General features: G+C 34.6%; 15 protein-coding genes, 2 pseudogenes and 1 riboswitch. Of the genes and pseudogenes, 15 read left to right on the top strand and 2 right to left on the bottom strand.

The features are described 5' to 3' along the window. Positions 1–54 precede the first annotated feature (54 nt). Entirely contained in the window at positions 55–609 is a 555-nt protein-coding gene (locus RTL21_RS02295; protein WP_312092917.1) for a BsuPI-related putative proteinase inhibitor, read from the bottom strand. Between the two features lie 300 nt (positions 610–909). Here RTL21_RS02295 and RTL21_RS02290 point away from each other — a divergent pair, with 300 nt between their 5' ends. The 10 genes from RTL21_RS02290 (at position 910) to RTL21_RS02245 (ending at position 17192) form a co-directional block, all read left to right on the top strand. Further along, the gene (locus RTL21_RS02290) at positions 910–5424 is read left to right on the top strand and encodes an immune inhibitor A domain-containing protein (protein ID WP_312092915.1); all 4515 of its coding nucleotides are present in this window, start codon (positions 910–912) and stop codon (positions 5422–5424) included. 561 nt (positions 5425–5985) lie between these two features. Beyond that, complete coding sequence (locus tag RTL21_RS02285) at positions 5986–7590, top strand: extracellular solute-binding protein (RefSeq protein WP_312092914.1); 1605 nt, start codon at positions 5986–5988, stop codon at positions 7588–7590. A gap of 177 nt (positions 7591–7767) precedes the next feature. Then, positions 7768–8658 carry an ABC transporter permease gene (locus tag RTL21_RS02280; RefSeq protein WP_312093148.1) on the top strand — a complete coding sequence of 297 codons (891 nt, stop codon included), beginning with the start codon at positions 7768–7770 and terminating at the stop codon, positions 8656–8658. Between the two features lie 25 nt (positions 8659–8683). Continuing rightward, positions 8684–9586 (top strand): carbohydrate ABC transporter permease, encoded by a 903-nt coding sequence (locus RTL21_RS02275; RefSeq protein ID WP_312092912.1) that lies wholly within the window; start codon positions 8684–8686, stop codon positions 9584–9586. Positions 9587–9788: 202 nt separating this feature from the next. After that, positions 9789–10787 (top strand): LacI family DNA-binding transcriptional regulator, encoded by a 999-nt coding sequence (locus RTL21_RS02270; RefSeq protein ID WP_312092910.1) that lies wholly within the window; start codon positions 9789–9791, stop codon positions 10785–10787. A gap of 30 nt (positions 10788–10817) precedes the next feature. Then, the gene (locus RTL21_RS02265; protein WP_312092908.1) at positions 10818–11432 is read left to right on the top strand and encodes a YesL family protein; all 615 of its coding nucleotides are present in this window, start codon (positions 10818–10820) and stop codon (positions 11430–11432) included. Positions 11433–11472: 40 nt separating this feature from the next. Beyond that, on the top strand, positions 11473–12663 hold the full coding sequence (locus tag RTL21_RS02260) for a MalY/PatB family protein (RefSeq protein WP_312093146.1): 1191 nt from the start codon (positions 11473–11475) through the stop codon (positions 12661–12663). 509 nt (positions 12664–13172) lie between these two features. Then, positions 13173–14528, top strand: coding sequence for a polysaccharide pyruvyl transferase family protein (locus tag RTL21_RS02255; RefSeq protein WP_312092906.1), 1356 nt, complete (start codon positions 13173–13175; stop codon positions 14526–14528). A gap of 240 nt (positions 14529–14768) precedes the next feature. Further along, positions 14769–16124, top strand: a complete 1356-nt coding sequence (locus RTL21_RS02250) for a polysaccharide pyruvyl transferase family protein (protein WP_312092904.1) — start codon at positions 14769–14771, stop codon at positions 16122–16124. A 207-nt stretch (positions 16125–16331) separates the two neighbouring features. After that, positions 16332–17192, top strand: coding sequence for a hypothetical protein (locus tag RTL21_RS02245; RefSeq protein WP_312092902.1), 861 nt, complete (start codon positions 16332–16334; stop codon positions 17190–17192). Positions 17193–17340: 148 nt separating this feature from the next. On the opposite strand, the gene RTL21_RS02240 is transcribed toward RTL21_RS02245, so the two are convergent. Then, positions 17341–18840, bottom strand: coding sequence for an MDR family MFS transporter (locus RTL21_RS02240; protein WP_312092900.1), 1500 nt, complete (start codon positions 18838–18840; stop codon positions 17341–17343). A 130-nt stretch (positions 18841–18970) separates the two neighbouring features. Here RTL21_RS02240 and RTL21_RS02235 point away from each other — a divergent pair, with 130 nt between their 5' ends. The 5 genes and pseudogenes from RTL21_RS02235 to RTL21_RS02215 all read left to right on the top strand — a co-directional run. After that, positions 18971–19621 (top strand): TetR/AcrR family transcriptional regulator C-terminal domain-containing protein, encoded by a 651-nt coding sequence (locus RTL21_RS02235; RefSeq protein WP_312092898.1) that lies wholly within the window; start codon positions 18971–18973, stop codon positions 19619–19621. A 787-nt stretch (positions 19622–20408) separates the two neighbouring features. Continuing rightward, positions 20409–20729 (top strand): annotated as a pseudogene (locus tag RTL21_RS23210) (methyl-accepting chemotaxis protein); the annotation flags it as partial. Positions 20730–20848: 119 nt separating this feature from the next. After that, positions 20849–20950, top strand: a riboswitch (purine riboswitch). A 147-nt stretch (positions 20951–21097) separates the two neighbouring features. Next, positions 21098–21706 carry a xanthine phosphoribosyltransferase gene (locus RTL21_RS02225; RefSeq protein WP_312092894.1) on the top strand — a complete coding sequence of 203 codons (609 nt, stop codon included), beginning with the start codon at positions 21098–21100 and terminating at the stop codon, positions 21704–21706. 1 nt (position 21707) lies between these two features. Beyond that, positions 21708–23018 (top strand): nucleobase:cation symporter-2 family protein, encoded by a 1311-nt coding sequence (locus RTL21_RS02220; protein ID WP_312092892.1) that lies wholly within the window; start codon positions 21708–21710, stop codon positions 23016–23018. 300 nt (positions 23019–23318) lie between these two features. Continuing rightward, a pseudogene (locus RTL21_RS02215) lies at positions 23319–23473 on the top strand (3-deoxy-8-phosphooctulonate synthase); the annotation flags it as partial.

Here is a 23473-nt window from a genome sequence, read left to right as displayed (position 1 = left end):
ATTTAAAAGAAATATTTGGCTCATAAGCATGTTGCTATCTTAAACATTTAACTACTACTCTACAGAAAAATCGAAAGACTTCTTCAATCCTAATTCTTTGGAGAGAAATACCAAATTAATCGTGTAAGAACCAAGTGGTAACTTTTTTACTGAAAAATCATATATTGCAGCCCCTCCAGGCTTTAGGAAAGCAGTAGAAGGCAGCTTTTTATCGGATTCGTTTTTTAGCTGCTTAACAACTTCTCCGTCTGCTTTTCTAATAGTGTATGCATATTGTTGCATGGTATCAAAATGAAAAGTAAAAGGATGCTTGGCATTATTTGTTACTTGAAAAATAAAATTTAGTCTTTCCTCTTCTTGTGTATAAGAAATAGATGCCTCCATCTTACTTAATACATTTTTATCCTCATCTTGAAAGTCAAAATCATCTTTTGCTGGAACAGTAGCCTCTCTATCATTTTCGCCTTTCTCTGATTTTAACGTTTGCGTTTCATTAGACAATCCAGTTTGTTCGCTGGAAGTTTGATCTTGAAATTCCGTTGTTTTTCCGTCTGAGCAAGCAGTCAACACTAGGAAGATAGATAAAATAATTCCCTTTTTAACCCCCATAATTAAAGCTCCTTTTCTATGTTCTTTAGAAGTACAGTTGAAATGACAAAATATCTCTTACTAGCTTTTACTCTAGTATTATTCCCTATCACTAATATTATTATATTGTTGTAATAAATGAAGGCTTAAAAGTAAGAATATAGCAACTATTCTTAAAAATATATTCTTTTTCTTTTTTGTTTTTGCTATAGTAGTAGTCAGACATCTCGGAATTTTCTTATATATTAATTATATGATAAAGTGACAGCTTAGGAGGGAGGAACATGAAAAAACTGTTAAAAAAACAATGGGGGATTTAAAATGATAGATTGGAAGAAAGTGATGGGAGCTTCAGTATTATCCGCTAGTTTAGTTTTCACTTCTTTAACTCCATTATTTGGAAGTGTTGAAAAAGTGGAAGCAAAGCCCAACCCTGTATTACATACTCATGATGATTCCGCTCTGCCTTTTATGAGCAAACATGCAAGTGGTCCATTTGATATTGGAATGGTAAATGAAGAGAAGGTACTTGTATCTTTAATTGAACAAGGAATCATTAGCAAAAATGCCTCGAAAGAACAACAACAGAAGAAATTATTATCCTATTTAAAGAAGCGTGCTGATAAAGCGGAGGCATTGGTTGATGATCCGAAAGAAGTACGTACTGGAATTCAAAAGAAGGCAGGTCTTGATCCTGTAGCTGCAAGTACGCCAAAAGAGTCGAAAAAAGAAAAAATTGTCGCGAACAAAACATCACCAGATTCTATTGTAGAGGAAAAGTGGGATGGAGAAGTAATTACAGATGAAGTATTAGTATTACTTATTGATTTCCCGGATTATTCGCACAGCAGCATCACCGAACAGGACAATCCAGTTCTTTTATACGATGACTATTCAAAAGAGCACTATGAAAAAATGGTATTTGGAGACTCCACTTATAAAGGCGGAAACGGTGAAGATTTCACCTCAGTGAAAGCATTTTATGAAGAACAATCAGGTGGAAGTTATACGATTGATGGAGTAGTATCTGATTGGTACACTGCGAAACATCCAGCTGCATATTATGGAGGAAACTACCCTACAGCAGATGGAAGTGACATTCGACCACGAGATTTAGTACAAGAAGCATTAGAAGCTGCATCAAATGATCCTAATATTGATCTGTCACAATTTGATAAAGAAGATCTTTATGATTTAGATGGTGATGGAAATTATCGAGAACCAGATGGTATTATTGATCATTTAATGATTGTACATGCTGGAACCGGAGAAGAAGCTGGTGGCGGCGCTATTGGTGCAGATGCTATTTGGTCACATAGCTGGAGTTTAGCGGAGCCTACTGTTATTCCAGGTACGGAAGGTCAGGCAGAAGTTCCGTACTGGGATGGAGGAATAACGGCATATGACTACACCGTTCAGCCAGAGGATGGTGCAACTGGTGTTTTTGCCCATGAATTTGGACATGATTTAGGATTGCCTGATGAATACGATACGAATTATACGGCCGGTGGTGTAGGTGCGCCTACCGATTACTGGACAATCATGGCATCTGGAAGCTGGGCAGGTATCATAGGTGGTACAGAGCCAACTGGTTTTAGTCCATATGATAAGGAGTATCTGCAAAATAAATGGCCGAATTCTAACTGGTTTAAATCAGTAGAATATAGCCTGGAAGATATTATGGATGGTACAAAAACACTTAATATCGACCAAGCTAGTATGAAAGGGACAAACGCAGATGCAATAAGAGTATCTCTTCCTAATAAACAAACAGTTATTAACACGCCAACTAGTGGGCAATACGAGTATCATAGTGGAAGTGGAAATGATTTAAATAATGATCTTGCTACAACAGTTGATTTAACGAAAGCAACAACAGCTGAATTGTTATTCAATGCTAATTACGATATTGAAGAAAACTGGGATTATGGTTCTGTCCAAGTAGATGATGGATCTGGATGGAAGACGATACCAGGAAATATTACGACAGATCAAGATCCTGAAGGATATGGCCAAAATCCAGGGGATGGCATTACTGGAACATCGAATGGATGGGTCAATGCTGTATTTGATTTATCTACATATGCAGGTAAAAAGATTAAACTAAAAATTAATTACTGGACAGATAGCTATGTTGCGATGCCAGGTTTATATGTAGATGATTTAGTTGTAAATATTGATGGAGTAGAAGCTATTGTAGATGACGCAGAATCAGATAAGGCGTCCTTTACACCTGAAGGTTTTACAAAAAGCAATGGTTTAAAGGAAACAGAGCATTATTATTTAGTTGAATGGAGAAACTGGGCAGCTGCGGATACTGCTTTAGGTAGAATAACAAGTGGTAACTCTGTGTTAACGCTTGATCCAGGGATGGTTGTTTGGTATGTAGATAACTTATATGACAATAACTGGGTAGGAGATCATCCTGGTGACGGATTTTTGGGAGTAGTAGATGCTCATCAGGCAACGGCATCTTGGTCTGACGGAGCAGTAGCATCGACTAGATATCAAATTCAAGATGCAGCATTTTCTTTAAATAAAACAGATAAAATGTATATTGATTACTTGGCTTTGGATGATACAAGCATATCTTTATCTTCTCAGCCAGCTGTTCCGTCCTTTAATGATTACAAAGACTACTCTAATCCAGGTCAAATATACTCTGGACGGAATGTTCCGAACTATGGTTTAAATATTATTGTCCTTTCACAAGCAGAGGACAATAGTGTAGCACAGCTTCAATTATCATATGATAATCATAATCCAAAAGTAGAAGTTAGTGGCTTGAAAGAAACATATTCAAGCAATGAAGGCTTTAATACGCTAAATCTATCTGTAATTAGTGATGATGAAGCTTTAGATAAGGAAATAACTGTAACGGCAAAAATATTAAATAAGAAGCAAAAGACAGTTGTTTCTGAGGAACAAAAGTATGTTTCAGATTTAGAAGAGAAGGAGTTAAATTTCCAGCTTACTCTTCCTGAAAAACTAGAAACGGGTGAATATACTTTAGAAGTAACGGTAGCAACAGCAGATAAAGTAATAGTGTCAAAAACAGATACATTTACTGTAGATAATGAAGCGTCAATTCCAAATGTTGGAGAAAATAATGGTTCGACAAAGCCAATTAATCAGGTTTCGGTAACAGTAAATATTCCAGATGCAAATGATGATACGCTGGAATACTTATGGTCTGAAATGAAAGAGGTAGAGGAAGTAGAAGCAGTAACCGCAAAAGGAATGAAAAAAGCGGTCACAGAGCTAGATGCTTGGAAATCATTTGAAAATGGAGATACATTAACACTAGAAGGACATAGTGGAACATATTATCTGCATGTGCGTGGGAAAGATGCAGTAGGAAATACAATTAAGTGGAACTCTAACGCATTTACTGTTGATTCAGAAGTACCGGCAATCACTTTAGCTGGCGATAATCCATTAGTTATTCAAGCTGGCACGGAATACGTAGAACCGGGATATACTGCAGAAGATAATGTAGATGGAGATTTAACATCTTCTGTTGAGGTAAAAGGTCTAGAATCACTTGCTCAAACGAAGCCAGGAGAATATGTATTAACTTACACTGTAAGTGATACAGCTGGAAATACAGGGGAAGTTCAAAGGAAAATCCATGTAGTCGATGAAGAAAAGCCTTATATTTCCTTAACCGATGGTACTGTAGAAATAGAAGCTGGCAATGATTACACAGAACCAGGATATACTGCAATCGATAATGTTGATGGAGATATCACAGATAAAGTACAAGTTACTGGTGAAGTAGATACATCGAAACCTGGTGAATATACGTTAACTTATACAGCCACGGATTCTAGTGATAACAGCTATTCTGTTACTCGACTAGTTAAAGTAGTGGATACAACTGCACCAGAGCTATCTTTAGAGGGTGGAGAAAAAATCGTCATAGAGGGCGGTACAGAATATGCAGATCCAGGATATACTGCTACGGATATTGTCGATGGAAATCTTACGGAAGCTGTTGAGGTATATGGAAGCGTAGATGTAACCAAAGTAGGGGAATACAAATTAACATATCATGTAATCGACTCTAATGATAATGAAGCAATAGTAACTCGTACAATAATGGTTCAAGATACTACAGCACCAGCAATTAAGCTTTCTGGCAAAGAAACGGTAACATTAGATCTTGGCGAAGCATATTTAGAGCCTGGATTTACAGCTACTGATACTTTAGATGGAAACATAACAGATCAGGTAGTAGTATCTGGAAAACTTCACTTTGAACTGGGAACTTATACGATTACGTATACAGTGACTGATAGGGCCGGAAATGAATCAACTACGACACGTACCGTTAAAGTCGTTGATAAAACCGCACCAAAGTTATCTTTAAAAGGCAGCCATTTCATTACTCTTACAAAAGGAGAGGAATATGAAGAGCCTGGCTACAAAGCAAAAGACAATGCAGATGGCGATTTAACTGATAAAGTAACCGTTTCTGGAAAAGTCGATCCAAATAAAGTAGGAGCATATACACTGACTTATGCTGTTGCTGACTCTTCTGGTAATAAAACATCTGTAGAAAGAATTGTTGTCGTGAATGAAGAAACTAGTACAGACAATAATGAGAAGAACGGATCTAATAATGGTGAATCAGATAAAGATACGGATACTCCATCTGATGCTACAGGCGGAACAGTAATTAACGGCAATTCAACTGGAACAAAAACTACAATTAGCAATTCAGATAGCAAGTTGCCAAACACTGCAACAAACAAATATAACTGGATTTTAGCAGGTATAATTATTATGGTTGCTGGTATAAGCTTATATCTTATTCAGAGAAAAAAAGCTTAATTGGTGTATAACCTATACTGTGCAGATTAGAGGAGTCTCTGTATCTGTGCAGTATTTTTTTATCTACATTATAGGCGGTATAAATCAAGCTGATTGAAATTTGCCTTTATAGTGTGAATTGCAAGATTTCTAAAACTATTTTTAAGTTTGTCGATAATTGGATAGATATATTTGTCGAAGGAATTTAAGGGATAATGTATTGACTCGCCTATAAGAAAGCGTTATCATTTGTTTGTATTCATCGAGATTTTTTCACTACATCTAAAATCACTTCATCATCGTGTACGTACACAACCTCTTCAGCAAAAATTGATTTCTGTTTAAAGGTAAAATATCACATTTCCAACAACCACTACATAGAAATTCTACTAACTTATTCATTTATTAAATTGCTTCTTTTTTAGAATCTTAGTGTCAATGTGAACCTTAGCGTAAATCGTGTACGTTCACAATTACATAAATAATGAAATAGGGAGTGGTTACTAAGAATATAACTCAACAAAAACTGACATTGGCAATAAGGATGGTCAAACCAATAAAACATTAAAGGGGGAAATAAAGATGAAGAAGTTCTTATATGGGGTTCTATCTTTCTCACTTGTAGTAGGTGTCTTAGCTGGATGTAAAGAGAACGAGGAAGAAGCAACTGTTACAAAAGACGGGAAGCAAAAACTAACAGCTATCATAACGAAGCATGCATTAACTCAAGAGGTAGAGAAAATGGAATGGTTACAGAAATTAGAAGAAGATTTAAATATTGAAATAGAATGGCAAGAGGTCACAGCAGATTGGGATCAAAAGAAAGGAACGCTTTTAGCTGGAGGAGATATACCAGACTTAATTATTGGACCAAATGCAATTTCGGACGCTGACTTTGTTCAATTTCCTGGATTATTTGAGGATTTATCTGATGACCTTGGAAGTATGCCAAACGTAGAAGCAATGTTTGAAGCAAAACCTGAAACAAAAGTAATGGCAACACAAACTGACGGCACCATTTATGGGCTGCCGAAATATCAGCGTTTCTGGCCGGCAACTGCGACAAGACAGTTTATTAATAAAGATTGGCTGGATCGCTTAGGACTTAAAGAACCAACAACCTGGGATGAGTTATATACCGTTTTAAAAGCATTTAAAGAGGAAGATGCAAATGGAAATGGAGATAAGAATGATGAAATACCAATGGACTTCTCGCCAGTAGGCACAGGTGGTTTTGGATATTTTCAGCCCAATGTATTGCTTGGTAGTCTAGGAATTAACATCTCAGATGGAAGTGGACAAGGATATTTTGTAGAAGATGGAGTAGTTAAGAATTATTTTATTGATGAGCGCTATAAAGAACTTATTGAATTTTTGCACAAGTGTTATGCAGAAGGACTCATTAATAAAGAGGTATTTACTCAGGATTATACTAAATATCAATCAATGGCACGTGGGTCAGGTGATGAAGCGAAAGTTGGTTATACATTCGGGTGGGAATTAACAGACAGATTTGGTAATGAAGTATCACCTCAATACGTCTCATTAGCGCCATTAAAAGTAAGTAGTAACTCTACAGCTGTAGTGACATGGAGCTATGATTATAACAATCTGAACTACGGTAATAATATGGTTGCTATTTCCTCTCAAACAAAAAATAAAGATGCGGCAATTAAATTTGTAAATGCCTTATATGATCCAGAAGTAAGTATGCAAGTTTTGTTTGGTTCTCTTGAGACTAATATTGCTGATAACGGTGATGGTAGCTTTAAAGTACTACCTCCAGCAGATGAAAAGATGGATCCAGGTACATGGAAATGGACATCGACATTTGCTGATAATGGTCCAATGTATATTGCAGATAGCCTAAAGCTTGAATTAGGAACAGATATGCAATCTGTTGGCGAACAAACAGAACCATTTATGCCAGCTATTGAAGCTATCGATCAAGAAAATGATCTATTTCCAGGAATGTTTATTAAATATAGTAAAGAAGACAATTCAAAATTAAGCTTGAATAATACAAATTTATTGAATTTGTCAATGACAAAATTTTCACAATGGATTACAAAAGGTGGCGTAGAAAAAGAGTGGGATGATTATGTAAAAAATGTCGAAAAAGCAGGATTACCAGAAAATCTAGAAATCATGCAAAAGTATTACGACACTTATAAAAGTAATCAATAAAGAATATTATTGGGGCAGCGGCAGTCTTCATATGGGAGATTATCCGATAATGATGACTGCCTCGCCTCAATTTTTGATAAAGGAGGTAGAAGGAAAATGGCTGTAGTTAATACAGAAAATGAACAGGTAGAGTTTAAATATAAACAAGTTCCTAAGACAAGGAAAAAAAGGAATTTTATGAGTGCTTTACGACGTGATTATCAACTGTGGCTTATGATCTTACCAGCAATTGTGGTAATTTTTATTTTTAACTATATACCTATGTATGGGGTTCAGCTAGCATTTAGGGAGTATGATTTTACGAAAGGAATTACTGGTGGAGAATGGGTCGGATTACATTATTTTAAAGAGTTTATTAATAGCTATATGTTTGCGGATTTAATGAAAAATACAATTGTAATCAGTTTAGCTACCATCATTTTTGGATTCCCTGCTCCAATTATTTTGGCTCTAATTATAAATCAAGTTATTTGGAAACGATGGAAGAAGGCAATACAAACAACCGTTTATCTTCCGCATTTTATCTCTTTAGTTGTAATGGTTGGAATGATTAATGTTCTTTTATCACCTAACACTGGTGTCATTGGACATCTTGTTAATGCTTTAGGGTTTGATGTTAATCTTCTTGCATCGGAAAAAGCCTTTGTACCAGTTTACGTATTATCCGATATTTGGCAGCACGCAGGATGGAATAGCATTATCTATTTAGCCGCACTCGCAAGTGTGGATACTCAATTATATGATTCTGCGAAGATAGATGGGGCAAGTAGGTGGCAGATTATACGATATGTAGATATTCCAGCCATTGTACCCACTATGACAATTCTCTTTATTCTTAGCATGGGAAATATTTTAAATACAGGTTTTGAAAAAATATTCTTAATGCAAAATCCTCTTAACCTACCAGTTTCAGAAGTAATTGCAACCTATGTGTACAAGATAGGAATTATATCCAATCAATTTAGCTATTCAGCTGCTATCGGTTTATTTAATACTTTAATTAATTTTGCCTTCTTAATTGCAATGAATTATATTGCGAAGAAGACTTCTAATATAAGCCTCTGGTAAATGACCAAAGTGAGGAGGGAAGACGATGAAACTTTTTAGTAAAAAGGGGAAAACAACTTCCGATTTTATTTTTGATGTTGTTATTTTTATTCTTTGTGTGTTTATTCTCTTAATTATTGCTTATCCCATTTACTTTATCGTGATTGCTTCTGTTAGTGATTCTACTCTAGTTGCTACTGGAAAAGTTACATTATATCCTAAAGGCTTTAGTCTATTTGGATATAAGGAAATATTTCAGGATTCGAGAATATGGGTTGGTTATAAAAATACCATAATCTATACAGTAGTGGGGACGGCAGTGAATTTAATTTTGACATTACCAGCAGCATATGTCCTTTCTCGACAAGAGTTCAAAGCAAGAAAATATTTAATGTTTTACTTTGTATTTACGATGTTCTTTAGTGGAGGGTTAATTCCTACTTATCTATTAATGAAGGAAGTAAATTTAATCAATAATATGTGGGTGTTTATTATTCCATTTTCTGTGAATGTATTTAATCTTATTATTACTAGAACATTTTTTGAGAGTTCACTTCCAAAGGAATTGTTTGAGGCAGCTCAAATGGATGGTTGTACACATTTTCAGTTTTTTGGAAAAATCGCTTTGCCATTATCGAAAGCAGTTATTTCCGTTATTGGTTTATATTATTTGGTAGGACACTGGAATGATTTTTTTACAGGGTTAATTTATATTCGTGATTATAGCTTACAGCCATTGCAAATTGTTTTGCGAGATATTTTATTGTCGAACCAAGTATTCTCCGAAGGGGCAGGTTCTGGTGGGGCAGCTGGTGGTTATGCACAGAAATATGCAGATCAAATTAAATATGGTGTCATTATAGTGTCTACTCTTCCGATTTTAATTATTTATCCATTCATTCAAAAGTATTTTGATAAGGGCGTCATGATAGGATCTGTAAAAGGATAAAAATTTTTAAAAAGAGTTTTATAGGCAATAAGTGAATGAGTAGTCGTATCAATCCCTAAAGAATTTAGGTAATTCTCTTGCGATAAAGGAAGCATCTGTTCATTCTATTTATTTTCATCAACGCTCACTATGTTTCCTTATCGAAAGAGTTTAGTATTTGTAAGTCATTTAAAATTCGAGTTAATAAAGGATTGAAAGAAGGATGAGAGTAACGGTAAAAGATATTGCCAAATACTGTGGAGTTTCCGCAGGTACTGTAGATCGGGCTTTGAATAATCGCCCTGGCATTAAAGAAAAAACAAAGAAGCGAATTTTAGAAGCAGCTAAGGAATTGAACTATCGTCCTGATTTTACAGCTAGAAGTTTAGTGAAAGGTCGTTCGATGACTTTAGGAATTGTACTGTTCGATTTGTATAATCGTTCCATTGCACAGTTATTAAATGCAGTGGAGTTAAAGGCAAAGGAATATGGCTATTATTTATATATTACATTGACGAATAAGAATCCACTTAGTGAAAGAGAATGCATAGAATATTTAACCAATCACAAGGTAGATGGGATTATATTGTTTACTGTCAACAAGGGGAAAAAATTTAACGAATATTTACATAGCCTTTCTATTCCTGTTGTGACAATTTTTAATTACGTATCTGATGATTGGGAGCATTTTGGAATAAAAGAGAGAGAAGCGATGAGAAAAGGAACGCAATATGTAATAGATAAAGGATACTCAAAGTTTGTCTATATATGTCCGCCATTAAGAAAAATGGGAGAAGCGAATATTTATACACAAGAGGAGCGTCTATATGGATTCCTAGAAGCATTGGAAGAAAAAAAGGGTGGAGAAACACCATTAATAATTAAAGAGCAAGAATATATAAAGGCATTAGACGAAATAAAGTTGAATGGTAGTGGAAAGACGGCAGTTATCTGTGCTTGTGATTACTATGCATTAGAAGTTATGAATTATTTAAAAAGTAAGCATTTAAGAATTCCAGAGGACGTTGGATTAATGGGATTTGATTGTATTGATGTTTTAAAATATATTGAGCCGAAGCTATCAACAATCTATTATCCAGTCGAAGAAATTGGAATAAAGGCGGTAGAGAATTTAGTAGCAAAAATCGAAAATGGCAAATATATTTCCTCCAAAAAATCAGCAACATTGGATTATCGGATTATAGAAGGAGAATCGATTTAGTGAATTATCGAAGAGAGGGAGTGAGGAGTTATGAGTATAGAAAATAATAAGTTTTATGCTGTGTGCGAAAAATTTGCAAATTTATTAATATTGAATATACTATGGTTAATATGCTGTCTACCTATTCTCACAATTGGTCCAGCAACATCAGCTATGTTAAGTGTAATACGTCAGTGGAAATTATACCAGGATACAAGCAGCTTACGAAATTTTGTTTATTATTTTAGGGAGAATTTTAAATATAGTTTTATCATTGGTTTGTTCTGGCTTCTATACGGAACTTTACTATTTTTTAATTTATTTTATTTAAATCAGGATCAAACAGTTTTAAAGATTATGATGACCATTCCTTTATTGGCTGTTACTATTCTGATTTTATTTGCATCAACCTATATTCTCCCGTTGATTTCGCATTATAAAGTTTCGCTTGCTAAAGCGGTTAAGCACGCTTTCCTACTTTCCATAATATACTTTCCCACTACTTTCTTAATATTAGCTGTGTTCCTACTACTAATTGTTATAGTTAAATACGTCCCAATTATGAGTTTAGTAATCTTCAGCATAGGAGCACTATTTCAATATAGTTTATGCCAAAAAGTTTTTGATAAAATAGGGGACAGTCACTCAATGAATGAAAGCATGTAAGGGGATAGTGCACTGACCTATAAAAAAGGAAGTGATTGCTTTGATAAACAACTTCGATGAAGTAGTAAATCGAAGAAATACTTATTCCATTAAGTGGGATGGTGGAAAGATGATTAAGGAGATGGGATTAACAGAGCGGTATGATGAAGAGACTATTCCGCTATTTACAGCAGATATGGATTTGCCTGTACCCCAAGCCTTAGTAGATGCATTACATAAAACAGTTGATAATCGCATATATGGCTATTCTATTTTTCCTGACGAATACTATGAAGCAATTCAGCATTGGTTTAAAAAAAGACATGATTGGGAGATAGAGAGAGACTCTATTGTTTATAGTCCAGGAACAGTTCATGCTATTAATATGGCTGTTCGTGCTTTTACAGAGGCTGGCGATGGTGTAATTATTCAACGCCCCGTTTATCCGCCCTTCACCTCAGCGATTGAAGGGAATGGTAGAGTGGTAAGAAATAATGCGTTATGTAAAGATAAAGATGGATACTACACGATAGACTTTGCTGATTTTGAAGAAAAAGCAAAGGAAGAATCAACGAAATTATTTATTCTTTGCAATCCGCATAATCCAACTGGACGCATTTTTACAGAAGAAGAGCTAGCTCGTTTAAATGAGATTTGTGTGAAACATGATGTGTTAATTATCGCAGATGAAATTCATGGTGATTTAATAAGAAGTAATCAGAAATTTGTCCCCATTGCCAAGGTAGCAGAAAATCATGATCATTTGATTACCTGTACGGCAATCAATAAAACCTTTAATGTGGCCGGACTTCACTGTACAAATTTAATTATTCCGAATGTGAAGCTACGCAATACTTTTAATAAGACAATGGGCCATCAATTAGCTTCCCCTTTTACCATTTCTGCACTGATTGCAGTATATAATGAAGGAGAGGAATGGTTGGAGGAATTAAAGGAATATATTGACGGAACAATGGAATGGGTAAAGGAATATCTAGATGAACATATGCCAAAAGTAAAAGTAATGATTCCTGATGGTACTTATATTATGTGGATGGATTTTGGAGGATATGGGATTACGCCGGAAGAAGTGCACGAACGTATTTATCACAGGGCTAATGTTCTACTTGAAGATGGCAGTATGTTTGGGGAAGAAGGAATTACTTATCAACGAATTTGCATTCCATCTCCAAGACCAATTATAAAAGAAGCAATCGAAAGAATTGCAAGAGAGTTTGCCGATTTAAAATAGAAAGACGCTCTGTTATCAGGGTCTGACACAAAGAAGTTACTTTTGGCATTTAGTGTAATAGGAAATATTACCATACTAAATAATAAATGGGATCTTTTGCTGTCAGGCCATTTTTTATGTTTAGTTTTTTAAAATAAAGGGTATTAGGAGATGGGCCTTTATTTAAAACGGAGACCAAATTAGTTTCTTTTTGCTATTTAAGCATAAATTAAGCTTCGTTTTTTATGCTAGTGATTCAGAAGCAAATTAGTTTAAGATTTATCATTAGCTTTCTAATGATTGAATATATTAGGTATATCATAGTATAAAAAATTTAAAAGTGCTAATGATGATACTAGGTAATTATTAAGTAGGTTAGTAGTAGATGAAACGATATAAGACTTTGGCTCTATTGTTTCTCAAAAGGATACTTTGATAAAATGGCGTTCGATGATTTAGGAATGTAGAATTTATTATTAATAATAAAATCTCTATGTATTTAATTTTGTGTTAAAGAAAGGGTTAGTTAAATGAAGAATATATTGATTAGAGCAGGTATGTCACCACTGGATATTTTTGAAGCATCATACATACTAAACAATAATTCGATAGGTGGAAATGTTGGAAACCTAATATACCAATATAGTGTTTTCCGTACTTTGATGACAGAGGATACAATCATTACACCAGATTACTATGATTATGATCCATCAAGAGCAGATGAAATTAATGAAAAATACGATTGCTATGTTATTCCATTGGCAGATGCGTTTCGAAAAGAATTTGTTCCGACTTTACGAAAGTATACACAGTTAATCAAAAAATTAAAGATTCCAGTCTATGTCATTGGTGTGGGACTTCGTGCTCCGTTTGAGCCGAAATTAAATGAAGGTTTTCCTTTTGATGAAGATGTGAAAGAGTTTATTAAGGCAGTGTTAGATAAATCAAATATAGTTGGTTTACGAGGCGAGATTACATCCAAGTATTTGACTGGATTGGGCTTTAAAGAGGGTGTGGATCATACTGTAATTGGCTGTCCTTCTATGTATACGTTTGGAAGAGAATTGAAGATTAGAGAAACAAATATTACGAAAGACTCGATGGTCTGTGTGAATTCATCTCGACTATCACCTAAAAATGTACTTGATTTCATTACTAGAGGAATGGAAGAATATCCAAATCATTATTTTATTCCGCAATGGCTTAAAGAACTAAGATTAGTACATTTAGGAGCGCCAGCTATAGCACAAGACAGTAACAATTATCCAGTAAAGATTTCTGATTCGACATATGCAAATAATAGAGTTCGTTATCCTTTAAATGCACCAACTTGGTTTGATTTTATTGGTCAAGCAGATTTAAGCTTTGGAGCCAGATTACACGGGAATATTACTGCAACTATCTCTGGTACACCAAGCATCATTATTCCGAAGGATGCTCGCATGAGGGAATTAGCAGAATACCATCAGCTAACACATGTGATGGCAAATGAAATTAATGAAAAAACAAGATTATCTGAGTTGATTGAAAAAGTAGATTTCCAACAGCCAACAAAACGTCAGGCAGAAAATTTTGATCATTATATTGATTTCCTAAATAAAAATAAGATTGATCATATTTATAAAGAAACGAATGATCCAGTTCGTATCCCATTGGAAGAAAGATTGTCTAAAGTGGACTTACTCCCATTAGAAGTACCAATTAGTGCATGCAGTATAGAAGAAACTGTTGCTAGATGGGAAAATTTCTATTCTGGAGAGTCACCGCAAATTACTGCATTGAAAAAGAAAGTAAAAGAAAAAGACAATAAAATAAAAAAACTTGAAGGACAATTAAATAGAAAATCTGTCAAACTAGTATTAAAAGCGGCAAACGTATTTAGCTAAAATTAGTTACGACAATCGAAACCAACAATCCTTTAGAAAATATTCAAGTGAAAAAAAGATAAAGCACCCAAGGTGAACATTGTGGTGCTTTTTAAATTCATAAAAGCATTTGAGGAATTCGTTTTAAACACAAGGTTTAAAAGCATTCTATCCTGTCAAAAATATAAAAAAGAGTGTCTTGTGAACATAGGTTGAAAAGGATGAAGGTACGATAAAAAAAGTGGTGGGGAAGAGGCATAGATGAAAAAAATATTAATAAGAGCTGGTATGTCACCATTAGAAACATTTGATGCTGCAAAAATGATGATTGATAATACGTTTGGTGGGAATATTGGAAACTTAATCTATCAATTCAGCGTGTTTCGGACATTGATGACAGAAGATACCATTATTACTCCAGACTATTATACATACGGACCAGAAAGAGCAGATGAAATAAATGAGAATTATGATTGCTATGTTATTCCTTTAGCAGATGCTTTTCGTAATGAATTTATTCCATCCCTTAGAAAGTACACAAAGCTAATCAATAAATTGAAAATCCCAGTTGTTGTAATTGGTGTTGGATTAAGAGCTCCTTTTGAGCCAAAGCTTAATGAAGGCTTTCCCTTCGATAAAGATGTGAAGAATTTTGTCCAAGCCGTTTTAAAGAAATCATCTATTATTGGTGTTCGAGGGGAAATTACGGCAAAATATTTAACTCGTTTAGGTTTCCGTGAAGGCATCGATCATGTAGTGATTGGCTGTCCTTCCATGTATACGTTTGGAAGAGAATTACAGATAAGAAATACCGAAATAACAAAGGATTCAAAAATCTGTGTTAACTCTTCCCGCCGTTCACAAAAGAAGGTACTAGAGTTTATTGCCAGAGGGATGGAAGAATATCCAAATCATTATTTTATTCCACAGTGGTTAAAAGAATTGAAGTTAACTTATTTAGGAGCACCTTCCATTGCAGAAGTAAGTAAAAAGTACCCAATAAAAATGTCAGATCCAGTATATATGAACAATAGAGTCCGTTTCTTCTTGAATGTACCTACATGGTTAGATTTTATGAAGGATGCAGACTTGAGCTTTGGTGCAAGACTGCATGGTAATATTGCTGCAACGATTGCTGGAACACCGAGCTTAATCATTCCCAAGGATGCTAGGATGCGAGAGTTGGCTGAGTATCACCAATTAACAAATATAATGGCTAACAAAATAACGAGTCAGACAACCTTATCTGGAATAATAGAGAAAAGTGATTTTCAAGCACCTACAAAGGTACAGGCAAAGAATTTTGATCACTTTATTGATTTTCTTAATAAGAATCAACTAGATCATATTTACAAAAAAAATCAGACCCCTTCGATTGTTCCGTTAGATCAGAAGTTGGCAGAAATTCAGCTACAGCCTCCTGTACATCCGTTAAGTGGATGTAACTTGGATGAAATGGTAGAACGCTGGGAGCTATATTATCCATTAGAAAATAGCAAAAAAGATTCAAGTAGACCAACGATTACAAAAGACCATTTAATTGCAATGTTAATCGAAATGATTACAACAAAAAAAGAGAAAGTTTTCAAAAGTTTTTCTAAGGTAGGTAGTAAGTAATTAGAAACCTAGAGAAGAAGTATATAACTATTAGAAAGTACTCCATTTTTCTTTCTAATAGTTATATTTAGTTATCGCATCTTTTAAAAAGATTTTTTATAAAACACGACGTATTCTTTACCAATGGATAAAAGATAATATATAATAGAGAAGAAGGAATTCCACTTTTTTGTGGACTTGCTATATTTTTTTCACTAAATTGAAAGGATGATTTTTATTGTTATTCAACAGGCAGTACAAACCGAATTAATTAAAAAGTATTGGGAAATGTATGAAAGTAAGAAAGAGAGGCCGTATCTTGTAAAGCCCTCGATGCCAATTATGTATTTTGGTAATAGTAAGAAATATTTTGAATCCCCTATCCGCATCATTACTGTAGGTCTAAATCCGTCTAGGCGCGATTTCCCTGACCCTGACCCTTTCCTAAGGTTTCAATCGATGAAACGAGACCATCACTATCAATTCAATCAACAGTATATTACTGCACTTGACCAGTATTTTGAGAAAGACCCATATAAAGCATGGTATGAGCCTTCTTTTGAACCGATATTGAATGGATTAAATGCGAGCTTTTATGGCAATAAAGAAAATACGGCATTGCATACAGATATTTGCTCACCGCTTGCTACAAATCCTACTTGGGATAGTTTAAGCAAAGAAGCAAAGAAAGACCTTCAAGTAGAAGGCGTTAAATTATGGCATGAACTTATTGAATACTTACAACCAGATGTTATTCTTATTTCCGCTGCTGGAGAGCACTTATCAAAAATCAAGTTTGAGACAGAAAGTGATTGGGAGACAGTTTATACGGTTCCTAATTCGCGTTATTTAATTAATAGTAAGAAAGTAAAATTAGCTACTAAAGCAGCTGATGTTTATTATGGCAGATCGGCAGAAATCCCATTTGGCCAAGTTTCGCCAGAGAATAAGGTGAAGATTGGTGAATATATTAAGGTAATTACGGAGAAAAAAGATCAGCCAATTGATTTTAGAGCATTTCAACATGCAGTTTTAGAATCGGAGCAGAGAGATAATCAATTTTTTGGCTGGAGTCAAGAAGCGAACTAATACAAAAAAAGGAATCAGACAGCTAATGTTTGATTCCTTTTTGCAATCGACATTATGATTTTAGCAAAACCACTAATTCCCGTTAGCCTCGTATGTCCATTTCTCTTAACGTTCCTGTATTACAAAAAATTATGTTTGATCATCTTTCTTATTCACCTTGCTGGTGCAATTTTGAATCTGTGATTTTTTCATTACTCATATAGAGAATAAAGATAAAAGAAATTGCTAGTGGGACAAATGTCCATAAGAATGTACTACTGATAGAGTCTGATAGAACTTGTGTTATTTGCTTTAAAATATCGGCTGGAATATGTGCACGAGCTTCTGGTGATAAAATATTTCTGCTATCATTTTCTTGTGCATTTTGCTGCATCATTTCGGGCAACCCACTGGTAAAGGTGTTTCGTTGAATAATGCCAAATATGGTGATTCCTAAAGTCATACCAAGTGAACGTAGGAAGTTGCTTGTTGAACTTGCAATTCCCCGCTGTCTAGGATCTGCTTTTTGTAGGGAAGCCATTCCTAATATAGAAAAAGATGGACCTACTCCTAGCCCAACAATCATCATGTAAAACGTCACAAGATAGCGTGGTGTTTCTGGATCGAGTGTTCCTAATAAAAATGTTCCGATCCCCATTAAAATTGCGGAAAAAATCATGATTGTTTTATAGCTTAATTTATTCGCTAATGCTCCACCAGAAGCGGCACCAATACTAGATGTCACCATCATTGGAAGGAGCAATAATCCAGAGTTAGTAGCAGTTCCACCTGTTACCCCTTGGATATAAAGGGGGATATAAATCGTTGAAACCATAAATACTGCCCCATAAAACATACCTGTTAACACACTTGTTGAATATAAGCGTTCTTTAAATAAATTAAATGGCAATATGGCGTCTTTTGCTTGTTTTTCTACGAATAGAAAAACGACAAAGCATACTAATGATAAAATAAACAATGAAATAATTTGCCATGACATCCACTTATACGTTTCCCCACCTAATTCTAGGGCGAACATAAGTGAAAGGGTAAAACCTAATAAGAAGATAAAGCCAAACCAATCAATGGTTTGTTTCACATGAACTTTGGATTCTTTATAATAAATAGAAATTAACACAATTGCGATTAAGCCAATTGGAATGTTAATGAAAAAGATCCAACGCCAGTGAAGTTGCTCTGTAATAAAGGAACCTAATAAAGGACCTACAATACTGGATAATCCAAATACCGCTCCAAATATACCACTCATTTTGCCTCGAACTTCTCTTGGAACAACATCCCATATAATTGTGAAGGCGATTGGCATTAAGGCACTTCCCCCAATCCCTTGAATTGCTCGGAAAATACAGAGTTGAATCATAGTCTGTGCGGTACCACATAGAATGGATCCGATTAGAAATACTAATATACCAAATACATAAAATCTTTTTCGACCATACATGTCAGATAGTTTTCCGAAAATTGGCATTCCTGCCATTTCTGCCACTAAATAGGCAGATGTGACCCAAACATATTTGTCCATACCACCTAAATCGCCAATAATAGATCCCATACTTGTTGCAACAATAGTATTATCAAGAGAAGCAACGAAGATACCTAGCATCAATGCTGTCATTACTGGAAACAGTTTTGTTTGTTGATCATGCATTTATTTATAACCCCTCATTTCTTTAACGTTGTTAAATAGATACTTTTTGTAGTTTAACACCGTTAAATAAATTAGTAAAGAAATTATGCGAAAGTTACTATACAATATAGATATCAAGAGGTGAACAAGTTTGTCTAAAAAAAATGTAAATAAAGAAACGATTACGGAGGTTGCGTTAGAAATTTTGCATGAAAAAGGGATATCCCATTTAACGATGCGGAATGTTGCTGCGAAGCTGAAAGTGAAGGCACCTGCTCTATATTGGTATATAAAAAATAAACATGAACTATTACAGCTATTAGCGGATTATATTTGCTCCCTTATATCTATACCAAAGAGGAAAGATGATTGGGTTGAGGAAATTTTTGAATTGTCTAATAATATTAGAAGCGTCCTTTTATCTATTCCTGATGCAGCAGAAATATTGATGGATACATTACCTGTTACTAGGGAGAGGTTGCTTTTAATTGAAAAAACCTTAGAAATTTTTCATCGAGCAAATTTTCCGGAAGATAAAATCTTTTTTACCGTAACTTATATCAATACGTATGTAACCTCCTATGTGTTGGATGAACAAAAACAGCAGAAGTTATTGGATGAAATGGGTACGGAAGCTATTAGACAAAAATTTATCACTTCCGTTTCTGATATTTCAAAAGATGATGCTCCGTATATTCATCATCATTTTAAAAATCCTGATAGTGGATTAAAAAATAAAGAGGATTTTATGCTGGGCTTAAGAATCATTATTGTGGGTATACAGAGAGAGATTGGGGAATAGCGGTGAGTCTTTGCGTATCGAAGGATGCTGAAAAAGTAGCTATCCAATTCAATTAGATGTAGGGGTTTGAAAGCTAAAAATAAATTTTGATTATCATCGGTTTTAATCACTACATATAGTTTGGTTTTAATCCTCTTTTTTGTAAATAATAAGTAGAGAAGAACTAAAAGCATTATAACCTATATACCAATAAGCAAGAATGGGAACTACAAGTGAAATTTTGAGAATATATGGTACTTTTATGATATATATTGAAGTGATTTAGAAAGATTGGAGTGCGACAACTGTGATTAAACAAGTAGAATCCTTAGAAGATATTATTCCCATTGTCCCAATTATCAAAGCGGCAATTCCAGCTGACCTCTCAATAGCAATTTGTGATACAGAAAAATTTATCGCTTATTTTCCGGGAGAGGTTATTAATTTACATATTAAAACAAATCAACCCTTGCAACCCGACGAACCTCTAAGAGAGGCTATTCGTAAAAAGAAAACGCTCAAGCAGGAAGTTCCAGCAGACTTTTACGGATTTGAATTTATTGGAACTGCCTCTCCGATCATTAATTCAAAAGGAGATGTGATTGGCGGAATAGCAGTACAGTTGAAAAGGCAAACAGAGATACGAAATATCGTAGATGAAATAACAAGGTCGTTAACACAATCACAAGCACACATTGATAATATTGCGGAGGGGTCTTATTCTTTAGTTGATTTTTCAAAGGTTCTGTTAGAACAATCCAGTGTTGCAGAAGAAAATATTAGGAAAACGAGTGACGTTGTTTCGATTATAAAAAAAGTGGCCGATCAGACGAATTTATTAGGATTAAATGCAGCCATTGAAGCAGCAAGGGCTGGCGAAAAGGGAAAAGGTTTTGAGGTAGTAGCGAATGAAATTCGTAAGTTTTCAAAAGAAACAGTCACCTTTACACAGACAATTGCTCAAACGATGGAACAAATTAGAAATACAACTAATTCGATTAATGAATCGATTGAAAAAATAGCAGCTATTGGTGAGAAACAAGCAGACTCGGTTCAACATACTTCCGTATTTATGGACCAAATTTTAGAAATGGCTAAAAATTTAAATGATTATTCGAATAAGCTGTAGTGAATTTAGGGGGTTATAGACTATTAAAGGTTATAATAAAAACTTGGAAACTTTTACCCTTTATAAAATTTTTGTTTTCATTTCACAGAAAATCCGTTATAATCCATTATGTTGTCAAATAATCTAACTAAATAAACACTCGTATAATAGCAGGAATATGGCCTGCGAGTTTCTACCAGATGACCGTTAATCGTCTGACTACGGGTAAGCGTATAAAATGGAGATATACTGATCTATGGCATAAGTAGAGCAGTCTATTTTGCTCGAAAAAGCACATTCGCTTACTCATAGAGTAAGCGAATGTGCTTTTTTTCGTATTATTTAAGGACAATTGCGAAATTGTCCTCCAAAAGGAGAGAGTCTAGTTAATGGAGTTATTGAAGAAGAAAATTGAAAAAGAAGGTATTGTTTTAAGTGATAATGTATTAAAAGTAGATTCATTCATTAATCACCAAATGGACCCTCATCTGATGAAAGAGATTGGTTTAGAATTTGCAAGATTGTTTAAAGAGGCTGGTATTACAAGGATCCTAACAATAGAGTCATCTGGGATTGCACCGGCTATTATGGCGGGTCTAGCATTAGACGTTCCAGTTATTTTTGCAAGAAAAAGAAAATCGCTTACGTTAACAAGTGATTTATATACAGCAACGGTTTACTCCTTTACAAAACAAGAATCAAATGAAATTACTGTTTCCAAAAAGTACATTCATCCTAATGATCATGTTCTAGTAATTGATGACTTTCTAGCTAATGGACAGGCAGCCCTTGGGTTAGCGAATATTGTCGAGCAAGCTGGAGCGAAGGTAAGTGGAATTGGGATATTAATAGAAAAATCATTTCAGCAAGGGGCAGAAGATTTAATCACAAAAGGATATCGATTAGAGTCCTTAGCAAGAATTGCATCTTTAAAGGGTGGAAAAGTAACATTTGCTAAACAGCGAATACACGAAGGCATTTATGCAGGAGGATACTAAAATGGAAAAAATGACAGTGAAAACTTGGTCTGTAGGTCTGCAGCATGTGCTAGCAATGTATGCTGGTGCAGTACTTGTGCCACTAATAGTTGGGGGAGCATTGAATTTAACACCTGAACAACTAACTTATCTTATTTCTATAGATCTATTAACTTGCGGTATAGCCACATTGCTACAGGTTTGGAAAAATAAATTTTTTGGAATCGGCCTTCCAGTTATGCTTGGCTGTACATTTACTGCTGTTGGTCCGATGATTGCAATTGGAAGTAAGCACGGAATATCCGCGATTTATGGTGGAATCATTGTTTCTGGTATTATTATTGTTCTTATTTCATCTGTTTTTAGTAAGCTTGTAAAATTCTTTCCGCCAGTTGTAACTGGCTCTGTTGTTACTATTATTGGTCTTACTTTAATTCCTGTAGCTTTTAAGGATATGGCTGGAGGGGAAGGAAGCACAGATTTTGGGAATATTAGCAACTTGGTGCTTGCTTTTGGTGTGTTAGCCATTATTATTTTACTTAATAAGTTTACAACTGGATTTATTAAAACAATCTCTATCCTGCTTGGTATTATTATTGGAACAATTATTGCTGCGTTTATGGGAATGGTGAATTTTTCAGAGGTGGGTGAAGCAAACTGGCTTCATGGAATTACTCCGTTTTATTTTGGTGTGCCAACTTTTGATTTCACTTCTATCCTTACAATGACACTTGTTGCCATCGTAAGTTTAATTGAATCAACAGGTGTGTATTTGGCGCTAGGAGATATAACAAACAAAAAGGTTTCAGAAAAAGATTTAGCGAAGGGGTATCGGGCAGAAGGATTAGCATCTATTATTGGTGGAATATTTAATTCATTCCCTTATACTGCCTACTCTCAAAATGTTGGTCTTGTTCAGTTAACCGGTGTAAAAACAAAAAATGTTATTTATGCAGCTGGTACGATTTTAATTATTTTAGGTTTTATTCCTAAAATTGCTGCTATTACAACATTGATTCCAACAGCAGTCTTAGGGGGCGCATCTCTTGCAATGTTTGGTATGGTTGTATCCTATGGAATTAAAATGCTAGGTAAAGTTGACTTTAATCAACAAGGAAACTTATTAATTCTTGCATGTTCGATTGGGATGGGACTTGGTGTAACCGTCGTTCCTGATATTTTTATGAAATTGCCAGAAAGCATCCGTATTCTTTTCCAAAGCGGTATCGTTGCAGGGGGAATAATCGCGATTATTTTAAATATTTTATTTAACATTATTCCAGGTTCCCGTGTAAAAAACACGGTCCAAATGGAAGAAAAGACTGTAGCTTAATTAAAAAACAATGCTTTAAGAAAAGAGACTTTCCTAAAGAAATGGAAAGTCTCTTTTTGTCAGAAAAATTGCGATGTTTGGAGGAAAATGAAAAAAGTGCGTCAGATAATGTAACAAAATCCTTTTCAAATCTGCATATTTTATATATTATGTAAACTACACGGTGTAAAGTTAGAAAATTCAGAAAAAATACCTTTCCCTAATCCATTTCCTATACCACATTTACGTAAACAAATTCATCAATCAGTATAATCATTTTACTTTATAAAGGAGGTATGTATCATTACTCAAATCGTTTCGTTGAATAATACCATTTCTTTTGGGGGAAATGAATCTTTTGTTTTAATTGCCGGACCTTGTGTTATGGAGAATGAAAAACTTGTCATGGAAACGGCAGAACAGTTAAAGGAGCTGACAACGAAGTTAAACCTTCCCTTTATCTTTAAGGCTTCCTA

The sequence above is a fragment of the Niallia sp. genome (assembly GCF_031978665.1).
Taxonomy (GTDB): domain Bacteria; phylum Bacillota; class Bacilli; order Bacillales; family Cytobacillaceae; genus Niallia.
Note: the sequence above shows the minus strand (reverse complement) of the source record. Positions and strands in the feature narration are given on the sequence as shown.

Coding starts and splice junctions, on each gene's coding strand:
- RTL21_RS02295 (WP_312092917.1), bottom strand. CDS start 609: ATGGGGGTTAAAAAGGGAATTATTTTATCTATCTTCCTAGTGTTGACT.
- RTL21_RS02290 (WP_312092915.1), top strand. CDS start 910: ATGATAGATTGGAAGAAAGTGATGGGAGCTTCAGTATTATCCGCTAGT.
- RTL21_RS02285 (WP_312092914.1), top strand. CDS start 5,986: ATGAAGAAGTTCTTATATGGGGTTCTATCTTTCTCACTTGTAGTAGGT.
- RTL21_RS02280 (WP_312093148.1), top strand. CDS start 7,768: ATGAGTGCTTTACGACGTGATTATCAACTGTGGCTTATGATCTTACCA.
- RTL21_RS02275 (WP_312092912.1), top strand. CDS start 8,684: ATGAAACTTTTTAGTAAAAAGGGGAAAACAACTTCCGATTTTATTTTT.
- RTL21_RS02270 (WP_312092910.1), top strand. CDS start 9,789: ATGAGAGTAACGGTAAAAGATATTGCCAAATACTGTGGAGTTTCCGCA.
- RTL21_RS02265 (WP_312092908.1), top strand. CDS start 10,818: ATGAGTATAGAAAATAATAAGTTTTATGCTGTGTGCGAAAAATTTGCA.
- RTL21_RS02255 (WP_312092906.1), top strand. CDS start 13,173: ATGAAGAATATATTGATTAGAGCAGGTATGTCACCACTGGATATTTTT.
- RTL21_RS02250 (WP_312092904.1), top strand. CDS start 14,769: ATGAAAAAAATATTAATAAGAGCTGGTATGTCACCATTAGAAACATTT.
- RTL21_RS02245 (WP_312092902.1), top strand. CDS start 16,332: ATGATTTTTATTGTTATTCAACAGGCAGTACAAACCGAATTAATTAAA.
- RTL21_RS02240 (WP_312092900.1), bottom strand. CDS start 18,840: ATGCATGATCAACAAACAAAACTGTTTCCAGTAATGACAGCATTGATG.
- RTL21_RS02225 (WP_312092894.1), top strand. CDS start 21,098: ATGGAGTTATTGAAGAAGAAAATTGAAAAAGAAGGTATTGTTTTAAGT.
- RTL21_RS02220 (WP_312092892.1), top strand. CDS start 21,708: ATGGAAAAAATGACAGTGAAAACTTGGTCTGTAGGTCTGCAGCATGTG.